The 21,046-nt window shown below is 46.4% G+C and carries 20 protein-coding genes and 2 pseudogenes; 16 read left to right on the forward strand and 6 right to left on the reverse strand.

Going from position 1 to position 21,046, the window contains the following annotated elements; genetic code table 11:
* Positions 1–48 precede the first annotated feature (48 nt).
* Positions 49–1,167 (reverse strand): PsbP-related protein, encoded by a 1,119-nt coding sequence (locus DMB88_RS02555; RefSeq protein WP_164848586.1) that lies wholly within the window; start codon positions 1,165–1,167, stop codon positions 49–51.
* Between the two features lie 14 nt (positions 1,168–1,181).
* Positions 1,182–1,613 carry a helix-turn-helix domain-containing protein gene (locus DMB88_RS02560; protein ID WP_128100082.1) on the reverse strand — a complete coding sequence of 144 codons (432 nt, stop codon included), beginning with the start codon at positions 1,611–1,613 and terminating at the stop codon, positions 1,182–1,184.
* Between the two features lie 426 nt (positions 1,614–2,039).
* On the opposite strand from DMB88_RS02560, the gene DMB88_RS30520 reads away from it, so the two are divergent.
* The 9 genes and pseudogenes from DMB88_RS30520 (at position 2,040) to DMB88_RS31880 (ending at position 8,015) form a co-directional block, all read left to right on the forward strand.
* The gene (locus DMB88_RS30520; protein ID WP_200956226.1) at positions 2,040–2,141 is read left to right on the forward strand and encodes a dihydroorotate dehydrogenase; all 102 of its coding nucleotides are present in this window, start codon (positions 2,040–2,042) and stop codon (positions 2,139–2,141) included.
* Between the two features lie 46 nt (positions 2,142–2,187).
* Positions 2,188–2,295 carry a YjcZ family sporulation protein gene (locus DMB88_RS30525; protein ID WP_217363767.1) on the forward strand — a complete coding sequence of 36 codons (108 nt, stop codon included), beginning with the start codon at positions 2,188–2,190 and terminating at the stop codon, positions 2,293–2,295.
* A gap of 410 nt (positions 2,296–2,705) precedes the next feature.
* Positions 2,706–2,786: pseudogene (locus DMB88_RS30530) on the forward strand (YjcZ family sporulation protein); the annotation flags it as partial.
* Between the two features lie 308 nt (positions 2,787–3,094).
* The gene (locus DMB88_RS02570) at positions 3,095–4,078 is read left to right on the forward strand and encodes a hypothetical protein (RefSeq protein ID WP_254438422.1); all 984 of its coding nucleotides are present in this window, start codon (positions 3,095–3,097) and stop codon (positions 4,076–4,078) included.
* Between the two features lie 597 nt (positions 4,079–4,675).
* A complete protein-coding gene (locus DMB88_RS02575; RefSeq protein ID WP_056704079.1) occupies positions 4,676–5,272 on the forward strand; it encodes an RNA polymerase sigma factor in 597 nt (198 codons plus the stop codon).
* 442 nt (positions 5,273–5,714) lie between these two features.
* Positions 5,715–5,942 (forward strand): hypothetical protein, encoded by a 228-nt coding sequence (locus DMB88_RS30675; RefSeq protein WP_254438678.1) that lies wholly within the window; start codon positions 5,715–5,717, stop codon positions 5,940–5,942.
* Positions 5,943–6,065: 123 nt separating this feature from the next.
* Positions 6,066–6,251, forward strand: a complete 186-nt coding sequence (locus tag DMB88_RS30680; protein WP_254438423.1) for an anti-sigma factor — start codon at positions 6,066–6,068, stop codon at positions 6,249–6,251.
* A 238-nt stretch (positions 6,252–6,489) separates the two neighbouring features.
* Complete coding sequence (locus tag DMB88_RS31875; protein ID WP_368028308.1) at positions 6,490–7,206, forward strand: hypothetical protein; 717 nt, start codon at positions 6,490–6,492, stop codon at positions 7,204–7,206.
* A complete protein-coding gene (locus DMB88_RS31880; RefSeq protein WP_368028361.1) occupies positions 7,188–8,015 on the forward strand; it encodes an HD-GYP domain-containing protein in 828 nt (275 codons plus the stop codon). Before DMB88_RS31875 ends, DMB88_RS31880 begins: the two co-directional genes overlap by 19 nt.
* Here the strand turns inward: DMB88_RS31880 and DMB88_RS02590 are convergent.
* Positions 8,008–8,661 carry a phosphatase PAP2 family protein gene (locus DMB88_RS02590; protein WP_164848587.1) on the reverse strand — a complete coding sequence of 218 codons (654 nt, stop codon included), beginning with the start codon at positions 8,659–8,661 and terminating at the stop codon, positions 8,008–8,010. The two genes, DMB88_RS31880 and DMB88_RS02590, sit on opposite strands and share 8 nt — an antisense overlap.
* A 243-nt stretch (positions 8,662–8,904) precedes the next feature.
* Here DMB88_RS02590 and DMB88_RS02595 point away from each other — a divergent pair, with 243 nt between their 5' ends.
* The 4 genes from DMB88_RS02595 to DMB88_RS02610 all read left to right on the forward strand — a co-directional run bounded on the left by DMB88_RS02595 (position 8,905) and on the right by DMB88_RS02610 (position 12,905).
* Complete coding sequence (locus tag DMB88_RS02595) at positions 8,905–10,320, forward strand: ATP-binding protein (protein WP_128100085.1); 1,416 nt, start codon at positions 8,905–8,907, stop codon at positions 10,318–10,320.
* A 91-nt stretch (positions 10,321–10,411) separates the two neighbouring features.
* Positions 10,412–11,692 (forward strand): MFS transporter, encoded by a 1,281-nt coding sequence (locus tag DMB88_RS02600; RefSeq protein WP_128100086.1) that lies wholly within the window; start codon positions 10,412–10,414, stop codon positions 11,690–11,692.
* Positions 11,693–11,779: 87 nt separating this feature from the next.
* Positions 11,780–12,457 (forward strand): oxidoreductase, encoded by a 678-nt coding sequence (locus DMB88_RS02605; protein ID WP_128104278.1) that lies wholly within the window; start codon positions 11,780–11,782, stop codon positions 12,455–12,457.
* 73 nt (positions 12,458–12,530) lie between these two features.
* The gene (locus tag DMB88_RS02610) at positions 12,531–12,905 is read left to right on the forward strand and encodes a RidA family protein (protein ID WP_128100087.1); all 375 of its coding nucleotides are present in this window, start codon (positions 12,531–12,533) and stop codon (positions 12,903–12,905) included.
* Between the two features lie 207 nt (positions 12,906–13,112).
* Here DMB88_RS02610 and DMB88_RS02615 read toward each other — a convergent pair whose 3' ends face one another.
* Positions 13,113–13,871: a tryptophan-rich sensory protein gene (locus tag DMB88_RS02615; protein ID WP_128100088.1), complete on the reverse strand. Its 759-nt coding sequence runs from the start codon at positions 13,869–13,871 to the stop codon at positions 13,113–13,115.
* 320 nt (positions 13,872–14,191) lie between these two features.
* Between DMB88_RS02615 and DMB88_RS02620 the strand changes: the two genes are divergently transcribed.
* Positions 14,192–15,139: an arsenic resistance protein gene (locus tag DMB88_RS02620; protein WP_174715327.1), complete on the forward strand. Its 948-nt coding sequence runs from the start codon at positions 14,192–14,194 to the stop codon at positions 15,137–15,139.
* A 4-nt stretch (positions 15,140–15,143) separates the two neighbouring features.
* Here DMB88_RS02620 and DMB88_RS02625 read toward each other — a convergent pair whose 3' ends face one another.
* Both DMB88_RS02625 and DMB88_RS02630 read right to left on the reverse strand, forming a co-directional pair.
* The gene (locus tag DMB88_RS02625; protein ID WP_128100090.1) at positions 15,144–16,772 is read right to left on the reverse strand and encodes a response regulator transcription factor; all 1,629 of its coding nucleotides are present in this window, start codon (positions 16,770–16,772) and stop codon (positions 15,144–15,146) included.
* 5 nt (positions 16,773–16,777) lie between these two features.
* Complete coding sequence (locus DMB88_RS02630; protein ID WP_128100091.1) at positions 16,778–18,607, reverse strand: cache domain-containing sensor histidine kinase; 1,830 nt, start codon at positions 18,605–18,607, stop codon at positions 16,778–16,780.
* 140 nt (positions 18,608–18,747) lie between these two features.
* Between DMB88_RS02630 and DMB88_RS02635 the strand changes: the two genes are divergently transcribed.
* Positions 18,748–19,629 (forward strand): carbohydrate ABC transporter permease, encoded by an 882-nt coding sequence (locus DMB88_RS02635; protein ID WP_128100092.1) that lies wholly within the window; start codon positions 18,748–18,750, stop codon positions 19,627–19,629.
* Positions 19,630–20,442 (forward strand): annotated as a pseudogene (locus DMB88_RS02640) (carbohydrate ABC transporter permease); the annotation flags it as partial. It lies immediately after the preceding gene.
* Positions 20,443–21,046 lie beyond the last annotated feature (604 nt).

Here is a 21,046-nt window from a genome sequence, read left to right on the forward strand (position 1 = left end):
TAAAAATGAATCCCCCAGCCCTAAGGGTTGGGGATTCAAATACTGTATTTAGTCTGCTACTACCAAAGAAGCCCCAATGAGAGTGGAATTAGTAAAGCCGCCACCAACATTCTGGAAGGAGTAGTTCGTAATAGGCAAACCGATTACTGTAGCAAAATCTCCATCAAGCAAATCTCCAGTTGTTGCAGGGTACAATGCTGTAATATAGTTTCCATTATCATCCATAACGAGAACGATAGAGAACGTTGAACCCAGAGAATTATCTTCTTCGACTTGAACGACTTGCCCACTAACCTTCACAAATTTTTCGTAATAGTTGGCTACATTTTTATTCAGATGTCGAGTCGTTACGTTTGAGTCTACGAGACCTTTTACATTTTTGCGAAGTTCTGCAGTACTTGCAGGGAATAGATCGCTATGTTTTGCGAAGAAATCATAAGAAGTTTGATCTAATACACCTGTATCAGATGTGACATATGGCGTTAAGCTATTGAAAAAATCGGCAACAGCAACTCCAGCAGCGTTAGCATTTGGCGTTTGATCCAGAGAAGCAGAAATGCTCAAGGAGTCGATGATTTGATTCACTTCATCTTGGTCGTAAGAATCCTTGGCATAAGTTAACGTCATGCTGTAGAGATCTGTACTGGACGGAATCATATATTGAACAAGAACCACTTCTGTGCCAGTGTTATTTTTATATGTTCCCTCTAAAATACCTGCGTTATATTCTTTGTAAGGTTTGTTGGTGTAGTTAGTCTTTTTATACTCAGAGATACCGATCGAGGAACCATTTTGCAAATAATAGTTAGCCGTGTTATTGGCGAATTCTTCAGGATCAACTGAACCGGATGCACTTGCTTCAATCGTGAAATTAATATTATCTGCAAATTGGGCTGATGATGATTGATCCGAGAACGCAGCTTTTATTGCTGGTGCATTCCATTGGCTAGTATCTACACTTTTCCAGTCTTCTGGATATGAGAATGAGAAACCTTCCCCATTATATGTAGCGAACTTAGTAGCTTCAGCAGAGACCGTCTCAACAGGGGCAGTTTCAGTCGCAGCAGTTGTCTCTGGAGTTGTAGTATCGGCTGTTTTTGGTGTTTCTGTATTACCGCATGCACTAAGCAATGCAGCTAAGGCTAAAATTGAAATAAGCTTTTTCATGTATCTAACTTCTCCTAGTGTGTTCCCCATCGGATGGGATTTTTTCTAATATCGTCTTGTATTTGATCTTGCTTTGATTCTAATCCTTCATAATTGTGCGTGATAAATTCAAAAAAATGTTTAGTCTCATTCTTAAGTTGATCTGGTGCGTCGAGAAACTCTTTTAAAAAGACACCATAGATAGGATGACTCATATAAGAGGAAAACTTCGCGTTTAATTCCCTAGTTGAGCTTTTCAATGGTTCTGAGTTTAGACCGATAAGATAATCGGCACTTGTCTCCAAAACTGTTACCAAACGAGACAAGGCATCAGGGTCTGGCTTTCTATGGTTAGTTTCGTACCGGGACAATTGAACTATAGTGAGCTGTGTTTTTTCTGATAAATCCTTTTGAGACAGCCCCTTAAGTTCCCTTAAATGTTTGATGCGTTCACCCAGTGTTGACATAATCTCTCCTTCCTATGTTAATAGCAAAATAATAACATTACTAAATTATTGAGAAAGTATAATTACCAAAAAGGTAATTTTAACACTATTTATAAAAATATCCTCACAAAGATACCGTTAAGGTAACTCGATATAAGTGGAATAAATTAGAAAAGATGATTGTTAATTATTCTTAATGTGGAAGAACGGCGTGAATCAGGAAAATAAGTCTGTGGAACCAAGTGTTGCTGATATGTGCACTATCAAGAGCTTAAATAAGTCTCCAATACATACATGCTCGGAGCCAGCCCATTCCAGAAGGCATGAAGTGATTACGTATATTGGATAGCCCTCTGTAGGGATCAGCCCATTTTTACATAGAGCCCGGTCTAGAGAGGCACTGTTGCATATAGTGAACTGTACCTCAAATCGAAGGAGGGGTTTTACATGAGTGGAGTTGTAGGTGGATACGGCGGCTGGACGTCTACTGGTGCGATTCTGGTTTTGTTCATTCTGTTGGTTATCATCACTAAGGCATTCCTCGTTTAAAACATTTCCATGATCTTAATATTCTAATAATAAGGGAGGATTCACAATGAGCGAAGTAGTTGGAGGCGTAGGATACGGCGGCTGGACATCCACTGGTGCGATCCTGGTTTTGTTCATTCTCCTCGTAATCATCACTAAATCCTTCTGGGTATAATGATGAAGAACTCTGCCGGGTAACCGGTGGAGTTTTTTTAGTGGACAAGCTTTCGATAAATGACGTGATAATCAAGACGGATATGACCAAACAAAGTGCCCATTTTGTCAAAAACAAGGCTTTCGCCCGGTCCAGAGGTAGGCTAAATACATAGCTTAGGGGTGTAGGCAAATGCTAAGGAGGAATGAACGATGAGCGAAGTAAAACCAAACTCACCGAACGGACAGGGACACGTATATGGACAAATGGGAGGTCATGAGCATATGTACGGATACCAATACACAGGTCATGAAGGATATGGTTATGGATGTGGTGTACCTATGGGATACGGATATGGTTATGGTCATCAGCCTAACCAAGCTCCTGTAATGCAAGGGCACCATTGTGGTTATACTCCTTGTAAGCATGGTGGCGGAAGCTGGGGTTCAATGGGAACAATACTCGTATTGTTTATCCTGCTGGTCATCATCTCCAAAACGATGTTTGTCTAATCTAATCAACGAATATATAGGCTCTAATAAATAGAAACGAAATAAAGTGTAAATGGTGTAATGCAGGTGCCGAGCAGATCGGTGCCTTTTTTTTGCTCGTGTGCCCATAGATTTATCTTAGTCAGCCCTACCTTAGAGAGCAAGCCCAAGGAAGAAGGTTTTCGCCATACTTATACCCTGCTCACTAACAAGACATGGATTTAAAATCAATATTAGATACATGAGACGGGTAGATGGAAGGGGTTATTGAGATGTCAAAAAAGACAAACCAAACAAATAAAGCAAATAGTACAGGGAAGACCAAGAAGATGAATAAGGCGAAAACCATACATAGATCAGCACTGAGCATGAAGATTCAGGACATACAATTACAACCGGTGTTTGATCTGACGGCATATGAAGATGGATTTATGTTTGTATCGGCTTCGTTTGGTTATGACGGCAACCTATATATCTTGTTGATTGACCAGATTCCAGAACGTGAGCGTGGGATGTTTGTCCAAAGTGATCTTCAGCAGAAACGAGTCTATAAGGTACTTATTGTGGATAGCGTCCAGAATGCTGTACACGGGATAACTACGCTGGAGTCGCATTTTAATCTGCATTATGCTCAACCTCTTGGAGAAGAGCTTTTGCTTGTTGGAGCACGCAGCCGCTATTACGGGCAGGATCGCTATGATCTGAATGGCAAAATTGTTGATCGAGATGGCCAATTGCTGCATGAACTGCTGCTGGGAGATGGGATCGAACGAGTGCAGACAAGTGTAGAAGGGAATATATGGACAAGTTACTTTGATGAAGGAGTATTTGGAAATTTCGGGTGGTATGAGCCTGTAGGCGCACCTGGATTAATCGCATGGAATAGACAGGGACAGCAGATTTATGTGAACACCAAGGCAGATATTGCAGATTGTTACGCACTTAATGTGGTGTCCGATCAGGAGGTGTGGTTCTATTATTACACGGACTTCAAGGTAGGACGGATCACAGATCCGTATGATCAGCCACAGGTTTCGCTAGTTGAGACAGGGTTGTCTGGTTCTCATGTGGTCGCCACGAATGGAACGTTAGCGTTGTTTCAGAGCGGATATAATAAGAAGGGGCAATACGTTTTGTTACAGCTACATGGTGATAAGCTAAGTCTGGTGCGGCAGTTTTCCTTTGTTAGTGTAGATGGAGAGGCGGATGAACTACACGTACTGGATGGAAGAAAGGATCAGTTACTGTTCAAGGAACGCAGCCATCTGTATATGGTCTCATTGGATGAACTGACCGATGGATGGAGAAAGTGAGTGGACAGGATGTAGGAGTTGCTGTACCTCTCGTTTATGAGGATTTCCCTATGCTAATAATGGACATGGAAAAACACCCGGAACCCAATTCCGGGTGCTTTGTGTGTGTATGTTTTCAATCTTCTCAAGAATAAGTGACTTCCAAAACAACAAAAGCCCTACCTCTCTTTTGTCCTTGCGGCTCCGATGACCGCGCCAGTGTGAATGGGAAAATCTTGTGAAACTCTGTTATTACCGGGTCATGTGATTCAGGTTCTTCAATCTCCATAGGTTAGTGAACAATTCGCTGCGGTCGCAGCATGAAGAAAATATTCCGGGGTTAAAAGAAGACAGAAAATCATTTGAGGTTTAAAACCAACTCTTAGAGTATATCACACTCTGTAATTTTTTGCAAGATAAAGGAAAGAGAGCTTGTTACACAGCTATTGTGTCGTGTAAATATGATGATCTAATTAGACATGGCTTAGATTGCAGTTGATATCATGATTTATGAAAATAATTCAGAAAATTTCATATTTTATCTTCAAAAGTGTAATCCTCTTCAAATGTTTCAACGTAGGTTATAATATGGGGGAGCATAATGAAAGGGGCCCTCGGATGACAGAATCGATGGATGACAGCAGATTAATGCGTCAGATTGCAGAGCGAGATGCTTCGGCGCTGGAGCTTTTATATGACCGCTACGAGCGGGCTGTATATTCCTTTGCTTATCGGATCGTGGGTGATCCCATGACGGCAGAGGAAACGGTTCAAGAGCTGTTCTTGCGTGTCTGGAATAACGCTGAACGATATGAGGCCTCACAGGGGAAGCTGACCACATGGATGTTTGCGATCACACGCAATATTGCAGTGGACATGCTGAGGCGTAAGTCCAAAGGGGCAGCCACAACGACGGTGGAGCAAGAGACACTGACGGCGTATGCCGATGAATATACGAATACAGAAGCAGAAGTAGAACGTAAATGGGAAGGCACTCGAATTAAGGAAGCACTATCCCAGTTAAACGGTGATCAGCAACAGGTGATTGAATCGATCTATTATGCCGGGTTAACGCAACAGGAGGTATCCAGCAGATTCGGGATTCCGCTAGGTACAGTGAAGAGCCGTGTCAGGCTTGCGATGAGACAGCTACAGAAGCTGCTCGCCGATGCTGAATTGCATTCAGACACGGGAAGGGAGGGCATACATCCATGATAGAACGACATGAGGAGTGGTCTGATCTGGCACCGATGTATGTGCTAGGTGGGCTGGAAGCAGAGGAAGTGGAGGCATTCGAAGCTCACTTGAAGGAATGTGATGCTTGCCGCCAAGAGGTGAAGGAATTGCAGGAAGTAACGGGCTTCCTGCCACTCGCGGCGGAACCTGTGGCACCGCCGCCAGGCATGAGAGCACGTGTGCTAGGCAACGTGCTCGGACAATCGCAGGAGGGCGCCGGGGCGAAGCCGTCCACCGCTCCTGCGCACCCTGAAGCACCTGCTGTGCTTCAGGCAGATCTTGCGCCGCCCCGCGGGGAGGCGGCGCAGCCCGAGCCAGGGCTGCCGCCGGTAACGGCAGTGCCTGCGGCTCGGGCGGAAGAGGCTGCACAGGCACAGCCGTTGCAGCCTGGAGGGCGCGCGCGTCCGCGCGGCAGCCGCGCATGGCGCGTGGCGAGCGCTGGCCTCGCGGCGGCTGCGCTGGTGCTGGCGATCTATGCAGCGCAGCTGCAGAGCCAGCTCAGCTTGCTGACGCAGCAAGCTGCCGGGTCAGCAACAGCGCAAGCGCAGCTCGCCGAGGCGCAAGCGCAGAATGCGCAGCTGCAAGAGCAGCTGGCGTCAGCGTTAGCGCCTGCCCAGAGTATGCAGACGGGCGAAGCCGTCAAGCTTAGCCCTGCAACGCAGGACATTGTGGCGCAGGGTCTCGCAACGATTGTCATCGACAGTAAGGGTACTCATCTCGTCGTGCAAGCGGAGAACTTGCCTGAGCTGGAGGGGAAAGAGGCATTTCAAGTATGGTTGATCAAGGGGATACCCCGCAGAATGCCGGAACCTTCCTAAGTCACGATGGCACAGGGGCCGTGTATTACACCCTAGAATCAGGGAATGATTATGATACCGTAGCGATTACGCTAGAGCCGGATGCACTGGGTGATCAGCCGCGAGGTACGATGATTTTAGCTGCTAAAATAAAAGGATAATGCTCCCTCTGGATATACAAAAGGCTGCTTCTCAGGAAGCAGTCTTTTTGATGTGCATAGGCTCTGATTCTTCAAATTATGATTATGAAAATATTGTAATATTGACTCGCTTTGGATTGTATTAAAATCATTAAGTTTTTGGACTCAAATAACCGATAATATCCTATGAGCTATATCCTTAATCTGCCTCAGGCTTATCGAGGTAGCGTGGGTTGCACAGAGAGAGTGAGGGGTTTGGGTGGAAGTTTACCGTTCCTTTATCTTACGTTTGCTACGAAATTACCTCATCGGTTCATTAGGGGCTGTTTTTGTCGTGGGTACGGTCGTTATGGTATCCACTTTGCAAATACCAAATATTCAATTTATACGTTTACTAGCGATTGTGTTGATTTCGCTTGTGTTTATGCTGAGTGCGGAATGGCTTGCTTTTCGTGTGCAGCTTATGCCAATCCGGCGTTTTTTTGTTACAACTGAGCGCCATTCGAGGGAACAGATGGATAGCATGTATGAGAAAATTCACCGTTTTCCAGGGCGGACTATCTATCGAATCATGCTTCCACATCTATTAGGATTCTCACTGCCAGCTGCGGGGTTAACACTATGGATGCTGGACAAGGGCTGGGTGGAGTTCCCTTACTTTTATGTTTCGCTCGCAGCAGCATGTGCTATTTTGATTGCAGTGATGCATGCGCTGATCGAATATTTTCTTACGGTTCGGGCGGTAAGGCCGCTCTTGCTGGAAATTCGCCGTCGAGGCAAACGACAATATGGGGTTGAGCCCTCGCTTGAGGGACGTGTACTTGTGTCGATTCAGCGTAAGTTCCAGCTAAGTACGGCACTGATCGGGCTATTCCCATTGTTTTTATTTTTTCTAGCAACGTTTATCCGGTTACAGTACATGGACCCCGAATTTGCCAAAGAGTACATCATTTGGGGGTGCTCGTTGTTGTGTTAGGGGCGGGATTCGCCCTTGTGGGCAGTTGGCTGCTTATCCGCGACGTACGGGATCCTGTTGCTGATCTAACCAAAGAGATGAATCGAATCCAGGAAGGCGATCTGGGGAGAAGGGCTCCTGATTTGTATGCAGATGAATTTTCTGCGTTGATATCTGGATTTAATATGATGATTAACCGGCTGGAGATGAGACAGGAGCGTAATAGACAGCTGCTTCAGAGTTATTTCTCAACGCTAGCTGCTGCCTTGGATGCACGGGATAAATACACGGCTGGTCATTCCATGCGGGTCGCAGAATATTCAATTCTGATCGGGAAGCTTAGTGGAATGAATGAAGAGCAGGCTGACCTATTGTACAAATCCGCATTGCTGCATGATATCGGTAAGATTGGTATACCTGATGAAGTTCTGTTGAAGGATGGCAAACTTAGTGAAGAGGAATTCGCAATTATTAAAACCCATCCTGTGCTGGGAGAGAATATTTTGCTACAGATCGAACCAATTGATGCCATGGCGGACTTTCTACCTGGCGTCAGATCCCACCATGAACGGTACGATGGCAAAGGTTATCCGGATGGTAAGGCAGGACTCGATATCCCCCTCTTTGGCCGCATTATTGCAGTAGCGGATGCATTTGATGCGATGACCTCGGATCGTCCCTATCGGAACGGGATGAGCTATGAGAAAGCGTTAATGATTCTAGAAGAAGGAAAAGGATCCCAATGGGATCCCTATTTCGCAGGTTTATTTATTGACGAGTGGAGAAGGCAACAGCATCTTCAGAAACCGTCGGAGCAGGGGATCAGCTGATCCCTTGCGTCCATTTCGATTCTTTTCTGCGCCGGCGATGGAGAGCCAGGCCAGTGATGATTGTGAAAATGCATTCGCCGAGAATGATTGCACCCAGTGCATCATAGATGACATGTTGTTTGATCAACAGTGTGGATACGATAATGAGCGCAGCCCCTCCAGCTACCCATCGTTTAATAGATTTGCGGATACTCGGGACAGAGAGTACAGCGCGCATGACAAGATAAGAATGAAGCGCATGAATGCTCGGGAAACAATTATATGGACGATCCTGGCTGTAGAGCCATCCGAGAACAGATGCACCGAGACCTGTACCCGTTAGCTCTGGGCGCGGAACCATCGTCTGAAAGTTAAAATAAATGAGATAACAGATCCAGACACAAATGTTCATGGACAACAAGACGCGGTAATACATGAGTCGATCCTTGGCACACAGATACGCCAATACTCCAAATACAAACGGATACCAACCCAAATAAGGAATGGACATCGCGGGCACGAAGGGAATCATGCGGTCGATCGGGGAGTTCAGTACAACGAATCCGCGTTCTGGGCTATTCAGAATATCGTAGAACATTCCCATGACAGCCAAGGATAACATCAAGCTTAGCGACAGCCAGTAGGATTTACTTTTTAATAATTGCACAGCAGGCTTTCTCCTTTCATTCATGTTCGGGCACGAACATGATCACACAATGTAACTAGTTCAAATTTGAACAACAATATATTCTACTACGTCCAGACCACAAATTGAATCCTGATTTGTGTATATTTGTGTATTCTTTTGACGAATAAGAAATGCGGAAGCGGAAGTGGGCATGATATGATAGAGATACATACGAACACGAGGCGGTAGAGCCAGTAAAGTCGGGACAACAGGAGTGAGTGAATGCAATTTTCAAAAATGTTCGTACTGAATATGGGAATGCTGATTACGATTGCATATCTCGCTAGTGTTTTCTATAAATACATCGTAATACGTGCTTCCTCTCGGGTGAAACAGATCAGTTCGGTGCTGCTTCTCATTTTTGCAGGTTGGATCAGTACGGTTTTTGGCTTCCAGCTCACAGAAGAAGTGGTTTTTGATCTTCGGTATGTTCCTCTCATTGTTGCCGTTCTGACGTATAGGCAACCCTATAGCGTCATCCTCATTGGTGTGGGAATCGGGTTATCGAGACTAACGTTTGGCATTACAGATGCTACGATGGCAGCCGTTATTAACATGTCCATGCTGGGTGTAATGTGTGCGGGTTTAAATATATGGATGAGACGCAGCAGCTACAGACTGATCGTTAAAGGCATTATTGTCACACTCATCGTTAATGTGGTCAACAGTATCAATATCGCGATTGTAGGCGTGATTCCTGCGGCATACTTTTTCTCACATATCATGCCGTATACACTTCCTACAGGTATCGTGCTAAGCCTTATTTTTGCCTTCATCTTGCGTGATTTCCAGAACGAACAGAGTCGCATTTTACTTATACAGAGTACGAACCGGTTGTTATCCGTGCAAAAAGAAGAATTGCAGAAAGCGCAGATCGTGCTGGAGGATCGCGCCAAACAATTGATGATCGCCTCGCAATACAAGTCTGAATTCCTCGCTAATATGTCTCATGAATTGCGTACGCCATTGAACAGTGTCATTAACTTTGCTCAGATGATCAGTGAGAATGCGGATACGATGGATCAGGAGGATATCGTACGTTTTGCAACGATGATCGATCATTCTGGTCAAGAGTTATTAACGTTAATCAACGATATATTGGATCTATCCAAAGTAGAGGCGGGCAGACTCGACATCGTATTGGAGGATATCAGTATCGCCCAATTGACGGAGGATGTTATGAGTCACTTTCAATTGGTCGCGGAGAAAAAAGGCGTCGAGCTTGTGATGGAGCGCAAAAAAGGTGTACCCGAGACATTATGGTCAGATCCCCAGCGTGTTCAGCAGATCTTGCGAAACCTGATGTCGAATGCCATCAAATTCACCCCTCAGGGTACGGTGCAGTTGACGGTGAGTACTGAACAATCGAACAAGCTCTCAAGACCAGGACGCTGGCTTGTATTCGCGGTCAAAGATACAGGGATCGGCATCTCGGCAGATCAATTTGAGTCTATATTTGAAGCATTTCAACAAGCGGATGGCTCCATTAGTCGTAAATTTGGCGGTACGGGATTGGGTCTGTCCATCAGCCGAGATTTGGCACGTTTGCTGGACGGAAACATCCAGTTGGAGAGCGTGGAGGGCAAGGGAAGTACATTCCGGTTATACCTTCCGCTTAATCGTGAAAAAATGGGTTGACAATGATTGGACTGTGAGTAGAATTTGGGGTGACAACTAGCATTGGCCGGCGATAGAAGCCTGGTCTAAGGAGTGTATCCCCATACAGAAGATGGTCAAAGTAAACCCTCCCTCGTTTGCAAGCAAACTACGGCGTAAGGGTTCGAAGCAACGTACCAATTTAGCAATTGCAACGTGGGAGGGTGTACCGGCAATCATTTTACAGACTTTGCTGGGTGGCCCATTTTTAACGGGATTTCTGCTGTACCTTGGAGCCGGGTCAAGACAAATTGGTTTTGTGCTCGCAATTACGACGTTTGTAAACATTGCACAGATTGGTGCAGCCTATTGGATGCAGCGCATTCGCAGTCGAAAGCGTATGCTTCTGTTATTCGTTGGGGCGCACCGTATCCTGTGGAGTGCAACAGGGCTTATCCCATTTCTTTTCCCGCAGGAATGGTGGGTATCTATTTTTATCGGGATGTATACTGTAGCGTTTATTGCCAATACCATTGGCGGTATGATCTGGACATCGCTCATTGGAGACATTGTACCTGCCAAGGTCAGAGGGCGTTATTTCGGAATACGAAACACCATTCTGAACGCTCTTGGAAGCGTATGCTTATTTGTTGGAGGTATGGTTCTGGATCGTTTTCCAGGCGGGACGGGTTTCCTTATTTTGTTCATTCCCGTATGGATCTGTGCGATTGCGAATACCGTCATCTATTTATTTTATCCAGATATGCCTTTCGAGCGTTCCACGGAAAAAGGTTTTTGGCGTATGTTCAAAAAGCCATTTCAAGATCAGTCGTTCCTGAAGGCAACGCTGTTCTTAGCAGCTTGGTTGCTCATTCAAACTCTCATTGTTCCGCTGTATTCCTATGTCATGCTGGATTTGCTTAACGTGAACTACCAGACGGTGTCCATCATTACGGTAGTGCAGACCTTGGTTATGATGATGGGATTTTACCTGTGGGGTAATCTCAATGCGAGATTCAGCAACAAAACGTTGTTGTTCTGGACGTTGCCTATTATTGCACTCTCCTGTCTATCGTGGGGATTGATGTCGTTTATGCCAGTTTTGGTAGCGCTATTTTGCTCTCATATCTTTCTTGGCATTGGTGTGGGGGGCTTCAACCAGCTTGCCTTTAACTTCACCATTGGCGATACGCCCAAAAGCGAACGACCGATGTTTGTGGCGGTGTATTCAGCATTAACTGGGGTGACTTCTTTTCTTGGGCCATTAATCGGGGGCTCGCTGTATGAGAAAATGGAGAAGTGGCCTGAAACGATGACATGGTTTTCGACCTATGGCTTCCAGATGGGTGTAGGTGCAGCGATGTTAATCTTAACGTTTACGTTGGGGCGTCAGGTGTTACTGAAAAAGGAATGATCAGAAGGTTGTTTGGTTATCGGTGTGGTCTGTGTAATGTCCGTTAGTTCATTTAATATAAAAAAGGGAGGGATGATCATGGAGCATATCGAAAAGAAGGCCGTAGTGATCGGAGCTACCGGTCTTGTCGGCGGTCTATTAGTAGATCGTTTGCTTAAGCATTCATCCTACCGCGAGGTTCATGTATTTGTCAGGCGTCCATTGACGCTAGAGCATCCCAAGCTGAAGCAACACATCGTGGATTGGGATCAACTTCACGAGGCAGCGCAGTGGTTCACAGGTGTATCGGACCTGTATTGTTGCCTTGGAACAACGATCAAGAAAGCTGGCAGTCAGGAAAATTTCCGTAAAGTGGATTATGACTATGTTGTGGAAGCAGGAAAACTTGCGAAGCAGCACGGCGTTTCTCAGATGCTGGTCATCTCGTCGATGGGTGCGAATTCGGATTTGCGGGTGTTCTACAGCCGAACCAAAGGGGAAATGGAGGATGCTTTAACCGCCCTTGGCTTCAATTCATTGCAAATCTTCCGTCCTTCTCTCATTCTGGGGGATCGGAAGGAGACTAGAATTGGCGAGCAGTTGGGTGCGTATGCCATGAAGCTGCTGGATCGGTGGATGACAGGTAAGGCTGCTAAATATCGGGCGATCCCTGCGGCAACCATTGCTCAGGCAATGATCAATATTGCGCTTGTGGGGACGAAAGGTCATCACGTTTATTCCAATGAAGTTATTCATGTGCTTGGAACGGAAGCTTCCGTGGTATAATAAGCATCAAAATGAGTTCATCAACTTGCTACCCTATGGTGGCATGAGAACGAACATAAAGGAGAGTTAATCCATGAAAAAACCAATTTCTACGGATCAGGCGCCAGGCGCTATTGGTCCATACAGTCAAGCTGTCGATGCAGGTGACTTTATCTACACGTCTGGTCAACTGGGGCTCAACCCACAAACGGGAGAATTCGGCGCAGATGTACAAGAGCAGACTCGTCTTTCCCTGAGCAATGTGAAGGCGATCCTCGAAGCCGCAGGTACGACAATGGACAACGTTGTGAAAACAACCGTATTCCTGAAAGACATGAACGATTTCGTTCCTGTAAACGAAGTGTATAGCACATTCTTCACACAGCCATACCCAGCACGTAGTGCCGTTGAGGTTGCTCGTCTGCCGAAGGATGCACTTGTTGAGATTGAAGTTATTGCCCGTAAATAGGACAAGCCTAGGCTTAGCTTAGCGAGCTTGGTAAGAACGGATTATAGAAGTAAAGAAATACATAAAAAGCCGATTCTCTGGTCTTGATCGACCAGGGAGTCGGCTTTTTGAGTTACAATGTACTATGAAATGATATGTTTGGAGGAATCAAGCATTCGTGTTGGATGATTTGAGAAAGCTCATCCTAATGGTAAGTAATAATATATGTTAATCCCGATTCTGATTACGGGCGAAGAACAGCCATACCGCGTAGAGAGCAATCACGATCGCCAAGGCAATCGCTGTATAATAGACGGAAGTGACGTCTTTTTGCTTCAATGCAATGGCAATGTATGCCCATGTGAAGACGAGTGGATATACGCTATCGCGATAAGGGAAACTCACCAGTACAGCGAGAACAAGACCTACGATAAGCATAATAATTGTCCAAGTCGGTTCGCTGATGCCGAAGCCATCCCAACCGATTTTGTACAATAACACCGCAACGTTGATAATGGTAGCTACACTCACCCATCCGAGATAGATGCTAAATGGCAGCTTTACAAGCCACATTTCGGCAGTTGTCGGTAGCGTGATGGCACGTGTTTTGACATATAGCACAATCAGGGATAGTAGGAGCAGTACGATAATTAGTAGAGCGAGACCTGTCTGTAGGTTCTGAAAAGCAAAGATCCACGCCACGTTAAAGGCACAGCTGGCCAGAAACCAATATCCGAGCCGGGTGATTGAATCTCGCTTCCAGGATGCCGGAACAAACTGGTAAATGACGAAACCGGCGAGCAAGAGGTAGATCAATCCCCAGATGGCGAACGCGTATCCCGCAGGGGTTAGTAGAACAGGGTACATATCCGACACTTCTTTGTTCGTTCTGCCACCGATAGGTAGAGCATTCGAAAGGTAGTTCACAATGATAACAGCGATAAAACCAATTGCGTTTAACCACTTGTACGGATTATTACGTGACATGGTATTTCCTCCTTGGTTGAACAGAAATGAATGAACCACGGGTCAGTCTACAATGAATATACCCAGTTCTCCCACATTTTAATAAGGAGCGCGCAAAAAATATCCAAGACATCATGTAATTTTAGAAAAAGTCACTCATGGTGACACATTCACTCCCAGTCTGTCCCAATGTACGCAAGTTGAATCCATAATATGTCCGATATAATGGACTTCTTGTATAAAATGAACGAATGACTATTACACTTGCCACTCCAATGACGGCATAACCTTTCAAATGAATAGAAATTGATCGGGGGAAAGAAAAATTGTTTACAAGAGAGATGATGGAGAAGCAACAGACGTGGTTCTATGTAGCTGCTCTGCTTGTGGGGGCAGGAATTGGGCTTGGCATGCCCGATTGGGGATCTGCTCTGGTGTATACCGTTTCACCTGTGCTCGCATGTTTGTTATACAGCATGTTTGCGCAGATTCCTTTTCTACAGCTTAGAGAATCGATTTCGAATCTTCGATTTATAGGCGCATTACTGGTTGCTAACTTTGTTGTCGTTCCTGTGCTTGTATGGCTGCTTGTCCTCGTATTCCCGCAGACATCTGCTGTCTCGTTAGGAGTCTATCTAGTATTGCTAACTCCGTGTATTGACTACGTTATTGTATTCACTCAGCTTGGGAGGGGAAATGAGAAACTCATGCTTGCTTCCACCCCCATGCTGTTCGTGGTGCAGATGATCATGTTACCCGTGTATCTATGGTTGTTCATGGGTGCAGAAGCAGCGCAGATTATGCAGCTTGGGCCATTTGCCGAGGCGTTTCTGTTCCTGATCGTCATTCCGCTGCTGCTGGCGATCTGTACTCAGGTCGTATCTAAAGGCAGACCTAAAGGCGAGGCCATATTAAATGCCACCGCTTGGCTACCCGTCCCATTGATGGCTCTTGCGCTGATTGTCGTGGTTGCCTCTCAGATCGGGCAGGTGTATGAGGAGTGGGCTGTTATTGTTAACGTTCTTCCTATATACGTCGCCTTTATGATCGTAATGCCAGTATTCTCGCGTATGGTTGCGCGTATGTTCCGACTTGATGTGGGTGCAGGCAGGGCACTGATCTTCAGCGCCTCCACACGCAATTCCCTTGTTGTTCTTCCTTTGGCACTCGCGCTGCCAGCGGAGTGGGCTGCCATAACGGCTGCTGTAATTGTTACGCAGACGATTGTTGAGCTGGCGGGAGAATTGATCTATATTCGTGTGGTCCCTGCCGTGATAATAAAGGATTGAGTCGTTATTGATCTAGAGATTTTCGATAATCCCCAGGTGTCAGTCCTTCCATTTTCTTAAATACTTTACTGAAATATTTCTCGTCCTGGAACCCAACCATCTCTGAGATTTTGGCAATGCGTAGTGAAGGATTTTGGAGCAATAATTTGGCATTATTAATCCGCAGCTTCCCGAGATATTCCGACCAGTTCAGACCGAACTGCTGTTTGAATTTGCGAGAGATATATTCGCGGCTGAGATAGAAACGGGCAGAGATCTGTTGCAGGGACAAGTCCTCCTGATAATGAGCATCCATATAACGTGCAATCTCTTTCATCGGGTCATGGCTCGTATGGTGCTGTGCTGCTAGAGCCTTTCCAGCAGCGATGAGTCGCTGTTCCAACAAAGAGCGAAGGAGTGGAAGAGACAACATGCCTTCACGATCAAACGGCAGCTCAGCAAAAGGTAAGAATGGTTCATCCAGCTTATCCTGCTCATCTTCCTCTGTGGAAGACATACCTGCTGTATCGTCAAGCCAGCGTCCCAGCATCCAGTCCATCTCTTGAATCCACTGGAGCACTTGCTCCGGTGTAACTGTATCAAGCCGGGTAAGTGGATCGATCCACTCGCCTACAGCCGTAGATACATTAGCGTCACGACCACTTATCGCTGCTAATCGCAAGGGTTCTTCCATTGTGGATAACCGAAGACCTTTCGTTGCTGTGGACGAGTCCAATGAGGCATGGAATCTATGGTGAGTTTGTAATGCGTTTCTCCGCCATAGTCGCTGGCTCGCTTCCTGATACGCGTTGGGAATGCCAGATGGAAATACATCACAAGAAGCAATACCATAGTGAAGACGACGCTGAATTGTCTGTTCCAGTCCGGTGTTTACACGTTCCAGAACGGCCTGCAAAGAGGCTGGCGAACCCCAATGTAGCATAACAACCTGGTCTGGCTGATCGAGCTGGCGGAACACAACTCCTTCGTTGGGGGTACTTAACATCTCTGCACAGATATTGAGCACAGAGAAAACGAGCAGATCAGGCTGGCTGCGATATTTCGCCTGACAACCAGCATCGAGTTGAGACAGACTCGTGACGGCGATGTTGCATGTACTCACGAGTTGGGAGAGGTTCAGCTCATTACGAATTCTCTCCATTTGAGTAGTGCTATTGCCACGCCCAACGACTAATTCCGTAAGCAAGCGGTCATGATAATGTGGGCGCATCGTATTCATGACCATAGATTGTTGCATCGTCTGCACGCGAAGGGTCTCATCTTCCTGCCAAGCCTTAATTGCTTTTAACAAGGAAGCATTGAGTTCCTCCGTTTCGACAGGTTTCAATAGATAGTCCATCCCACCATAACGAATGGCGTGCCTAACGAGCTGGAAATCATCATACCCACTGATAACTAACACCTTGCTGTGTGGGGTATGGACAGAGATCCACTCCAGTAATTCCATGCCGTCTTTGCCCGGCATACGCATATCGCTCAATATAATTTGCGGCTCGTGTTCAGTGATGAGTTCAATCGCTTCATGCCCATCCGCTGCTTCCAATAACGTATCTACTCCCACAACATCCCACTGCCCCAGTAGTTTAATTGCGTCGCGGACGTGTTTTTCATCATCGACAATTAGTACTTTCATGCTGCTCACTCTCCCGCGTAAATTTTAACGATGATCTGCACGCCATGTGGCTCCTTATTACTGATATCTATGATTGCCGGGTGTTCTGTAGAGGAGTTGAGCCGCAGTCTTTGACCGACGTTACGCAGCCCAATAGACTCGTTTTCGTCTGTCTCTTTTCCCACGATCTCCGATGTACTTAATTCCTCGCGGAACCATTCCCGGATCTCCATAAGTTTCTCCTCTGGAATCGACGGGCCGTTGTTCTCCAGATGAATTTCAACCCAATGGTCGGTTGTCAGGTGACTATGGATGCTGATATATCCCTTGCCAGGCTGAACATCGGCTCCATGTTTGAAATAATTTTCAATGAGCGGCTGAAGCGTCATGCGTGGCATCTCCACAGATAATGTATCCTCGGCAAAATCCAAATTCACCTCTAGGCGTTCACCAAAACGCTCCTGCTGCAGCTCCAGATATAATCGCGCATGCTCGGCTTCTTCCCGCAAAGTTACACAAGTCTGATCTCGCATACTGTAGCGCAACATTTTCGATAAGGAAGAGAGCAGTGCATAAGCTCGTTGTCCTTGCTGTTGCAGGGCAAGTGTACCGATGGATTGAAGCGTATTGTATAGAAAATGTGGATGAATCTGAGCTTGTAAGGCTCTGAGCTGATTCGTTTTATTGGCAAGTTCAAGTCGATACTCTCTCAAGATCAAGTTATTCACCGTATCCATCATATCTCGAAAATGACGCGCAAGAACGCCGATCTCGTCCCGACTTGTTAAGCGGATATCCACATGTAGCCGGCCTGCCTGAATCTGATTCATATAACGCATCAATTGTTTGAGCGGACCTGTAATTCGAATGGAGATAAACAGTGTAGCCACAATGACCATGACTAGTGCGGCGATGGCGATCAGAGCGTTGTTCCACGTTAGCGTGTTCGCTCGTGCGTATAACGTTTCATTCGGGATCTGTTTAATGATGGTCCAGTCTGCAAATGAACTGCCTAATTGTTGATAGACATACATGGAATGCTCCTGCTCGAAATGACCTGAGCTCTTCTGAAAATGTACCTTCCCCGCACGAATATCATGTAATTCGGCGGCAACCTGCTTGTTCAATACAAGGCTATCGCTAACCTGTGAATGTCCTTGATAGATGATCTGATTATTGCGATCCACGATATAAACCTGTTCCTTCGCTGGGTCATATAACCGGCTACTGATCGCCGCAATGCTGTCCATATTTAGATCAATCGACAGGACGCCCAGACGTTCGGTTGAAGGAATATCCATAATAACGCGATGTAGCGTAATCACTGTTCTTGAAGGGTCATCCGCAGAGGCTGGTTTGAATCCAAATGTGTGGCTGGCGTGAGCCGATTCAATCCATATATCCTGACGGTTTGCATTTGACTGTCCATGAAGTGAATCGGAATATGCTTGTTTACGTTCTTCCCGTTTCGGGAAAGGGTTCGTGATGAGTGTAGACTGATTCGCTACAAAGGAGTGCAAGTAGAGCTGGAATACATCCGGAACAGCCGAACGAATCGTCTGTAGCGTGGTATATACCTCTGCTACAGCGCGATAATCCCCAGGGATCTTAGCTAAATTGCGTAGAAAATGGGGATCGTTATATACCGCGAGCGAAGCCCTTGCTACATTATCGATGTAGTTATTCAGGTTAGTCGATGCCTGATAGATCAGGCGTTTGTTCTCGCCAACGGCCTGCTCCCGCAAGGCTGTCTTGGTCTGAATAAATGTCATGCTGATGGACGCGAGCAGAGGTAAAGTCGTAGCAATCAGCATAAAAGCGATCAGTTTGGTACGGATACTATAGTATTTTTTCATCGTTGCACCCCTTCTGGTTGCATGTTAGGAAAGGACAATATTTTCCCCCCAACTGTTCACAAGCATCGGTGTTTCCTTGAACTTCATTGGGGTTTAATAGACGAAGAGACCAATTTCATCCATTAGAAGGGGAGAACGATATGAAGCATCGGCATTCATCCCAGCTGTTACAGCAGCTTGTGTTCGTGGGTCCCTCCATCGTCTTTTTTATTCTCATCATCGTAGTTCCTTTCCTGCTGGGAATGTACTATTCCTTTACGGACTGGAATGGGGTATCCACAAGCATTAATTGGGTTGGGTTTGACAATTTCGTGCATATCTTTGCGAATGATCCGAAGTTCCAAACTGCGTTCTGGTTCACAGTGCGCTTTACGGTGGTCGGTGTCATTCTGACCAATGTGATTGGTTTTTTCCTAGCGTACTTCCTGACCAAACCACTTAAGACGAGAAACATCCTTCGCACCATCTTCTTCATGCCTAACGTGATCGGTGGGTTGTTACTCGGCTTTATCTGGCAATTCATATTTGTGAAAGGGTTTTCAGCAGTTGGCGACGTGACTGGCTGGTCCTTCTTCAACCTTCCCTGGTTGGGAGATGAGCCGACCGCCTTCTGGGGTATTGTCATTGTATTTGTCTGGCAGACTGCAGGATATCTAATGGTCATCTATATCTCATCCCTGACCAATGTATCCCCCGACCTGCTGGAAGCGGCTGAAATTGATGGCGCTAGCCGGTGGCAGGTACTGCGCAGCATTATTTTACCGCTCGTGATGCCTGGTGTCACGATCTGTCTGTTCCTTGCCATTTCGTGGTCATTCAAAATGTTCGATCTGAATCTGTCCTTGACCAAAGGTGGACCGTTCGGTTCAACCGAGTCCGTAGCCTTGAACATTTACAATGAGGCCTTCGTGAACAATCGGTACGGAATCGGGACAGCAAAAGCACTTATATTCTTCGTAATCGTCGCCATCATCACGATGATTCAGGTACGTCTGACGAAGAGCAAGGAGGTCGAGGCTTAAATGGAAACGAAGAGTAACTACCGGTTAAGTACCATTGCTACTGAGATTATTATGGTGTTGCTTGGAATTCTGTTTCTGGTTCCGTTCTACTTCTTGTTCGTCAATTCGGTCAAAACATTTGGTGACCTGCTTACGAACTCAGCGGCATGGCCGGAAGTGTTCCAGTGGAGTAACTATGCTAACGCATGGGAGAAAATAAATTTCCCTTCTGCGCTGATGAACTCGCTTATCGTGACCATCGTGAGTAATCTGCTGCTCGTCCTAATCAGCTCGATGGCAGCGTACCGGATGGTTCGCAGCAACACCCTGTTTAACCGCATCCTATTCGGGATGTTTATCGCTGCGATGGTAATTCCGTTTCAGTCTATCATGATTCCGCTGGTTACCGTAACAAGTAATCTGGGACTGATCGACAGTCTAGGTGGCTTAATCATCTGTTATCTCGGATTTGGCGCACCGATGTCCGTATTCCTATTCCATGGGTTCGTTAAGTCGGTTCCTCTTGAGATAGAAGAGGCAGCACGCGTGGATGGAAGCTCTGCATACGGCGTATTCTTCCGCATTGTATTTCCACTCATGAAGCCGATGTATGTAACTGTCATTATCCTGAACACCCTCTGGATCTGGAATGACTATCTGTTGCCATCCCTTATTCTACAGAGCTCGAACCTACGTACAATCCCGATTGCGACCTTTGCGCTCTTCGGTCAATATACGAAGCAATGGGATCTGGCATTACCCGCTCTAGTCTTGGGCATCATGCCCATCATTATTTTCTTCCTGTTGATGCAGAAATACATTATTCAGGGATTACTGCTGGATCAGTTAAGGGGTAGGTGCGAGGGAAGGTCGCTCCGGGATCAGGTGCGCTTCCGATCGCTGTTGCTCCTCGGTGGCCTGAATATATGGATGCAAGGAAGCCACCGAGTATCAAAGGCGAGCGCTTCGCTTCTCCAGCGCAACCTGATCCCTCCGCTTCTGTCTCGCACGGAGGAAGTAGAAGGGGTTATGCCCGCCAGTCTTGGGCATAACCCTGGGAAAGAGAAGGTCAAAAGTGGCTGTCTGAGGGAGGTCGCTCCGGGATCAGGTGCGCTTCCGATCGCTGTTGCTCCTCGGTGGTCTGAATGGTTGAACGCAAGGAAGCCACCGAGTATCAAAGGCGAGCGCTTCGCTTCTCCAGCGCATCCAGATCTCTCCGCTCCTGCCTCGCACGGAGGAAGTAGAAAGGGTTATGCCCGCAATCCTTGGGCATAACCCTCGGAAAGAGAAGGTCAAAAGCGGCTGTCTGAGGGATGGTCGCTCCGGGATCAGGTGCGCATCTGATCGCTGTTGCTCCTCGGTGGCCTGAACGAATAGCTGCCAAGGAAGCCACCGAGTATCAAAGGCGAGCGCTTCGCTTCTCCAGCGCAACCAGATC

This window comes from Paenibacillus sp. DCT19 (assembly GCF_003268635.1).
In the GTDB taxonomy this organism is placed as follows: Bacteria; Bacillota; Bacilli; order Paenibacillales; family Paenibacillaceae; genus Paenibacillus.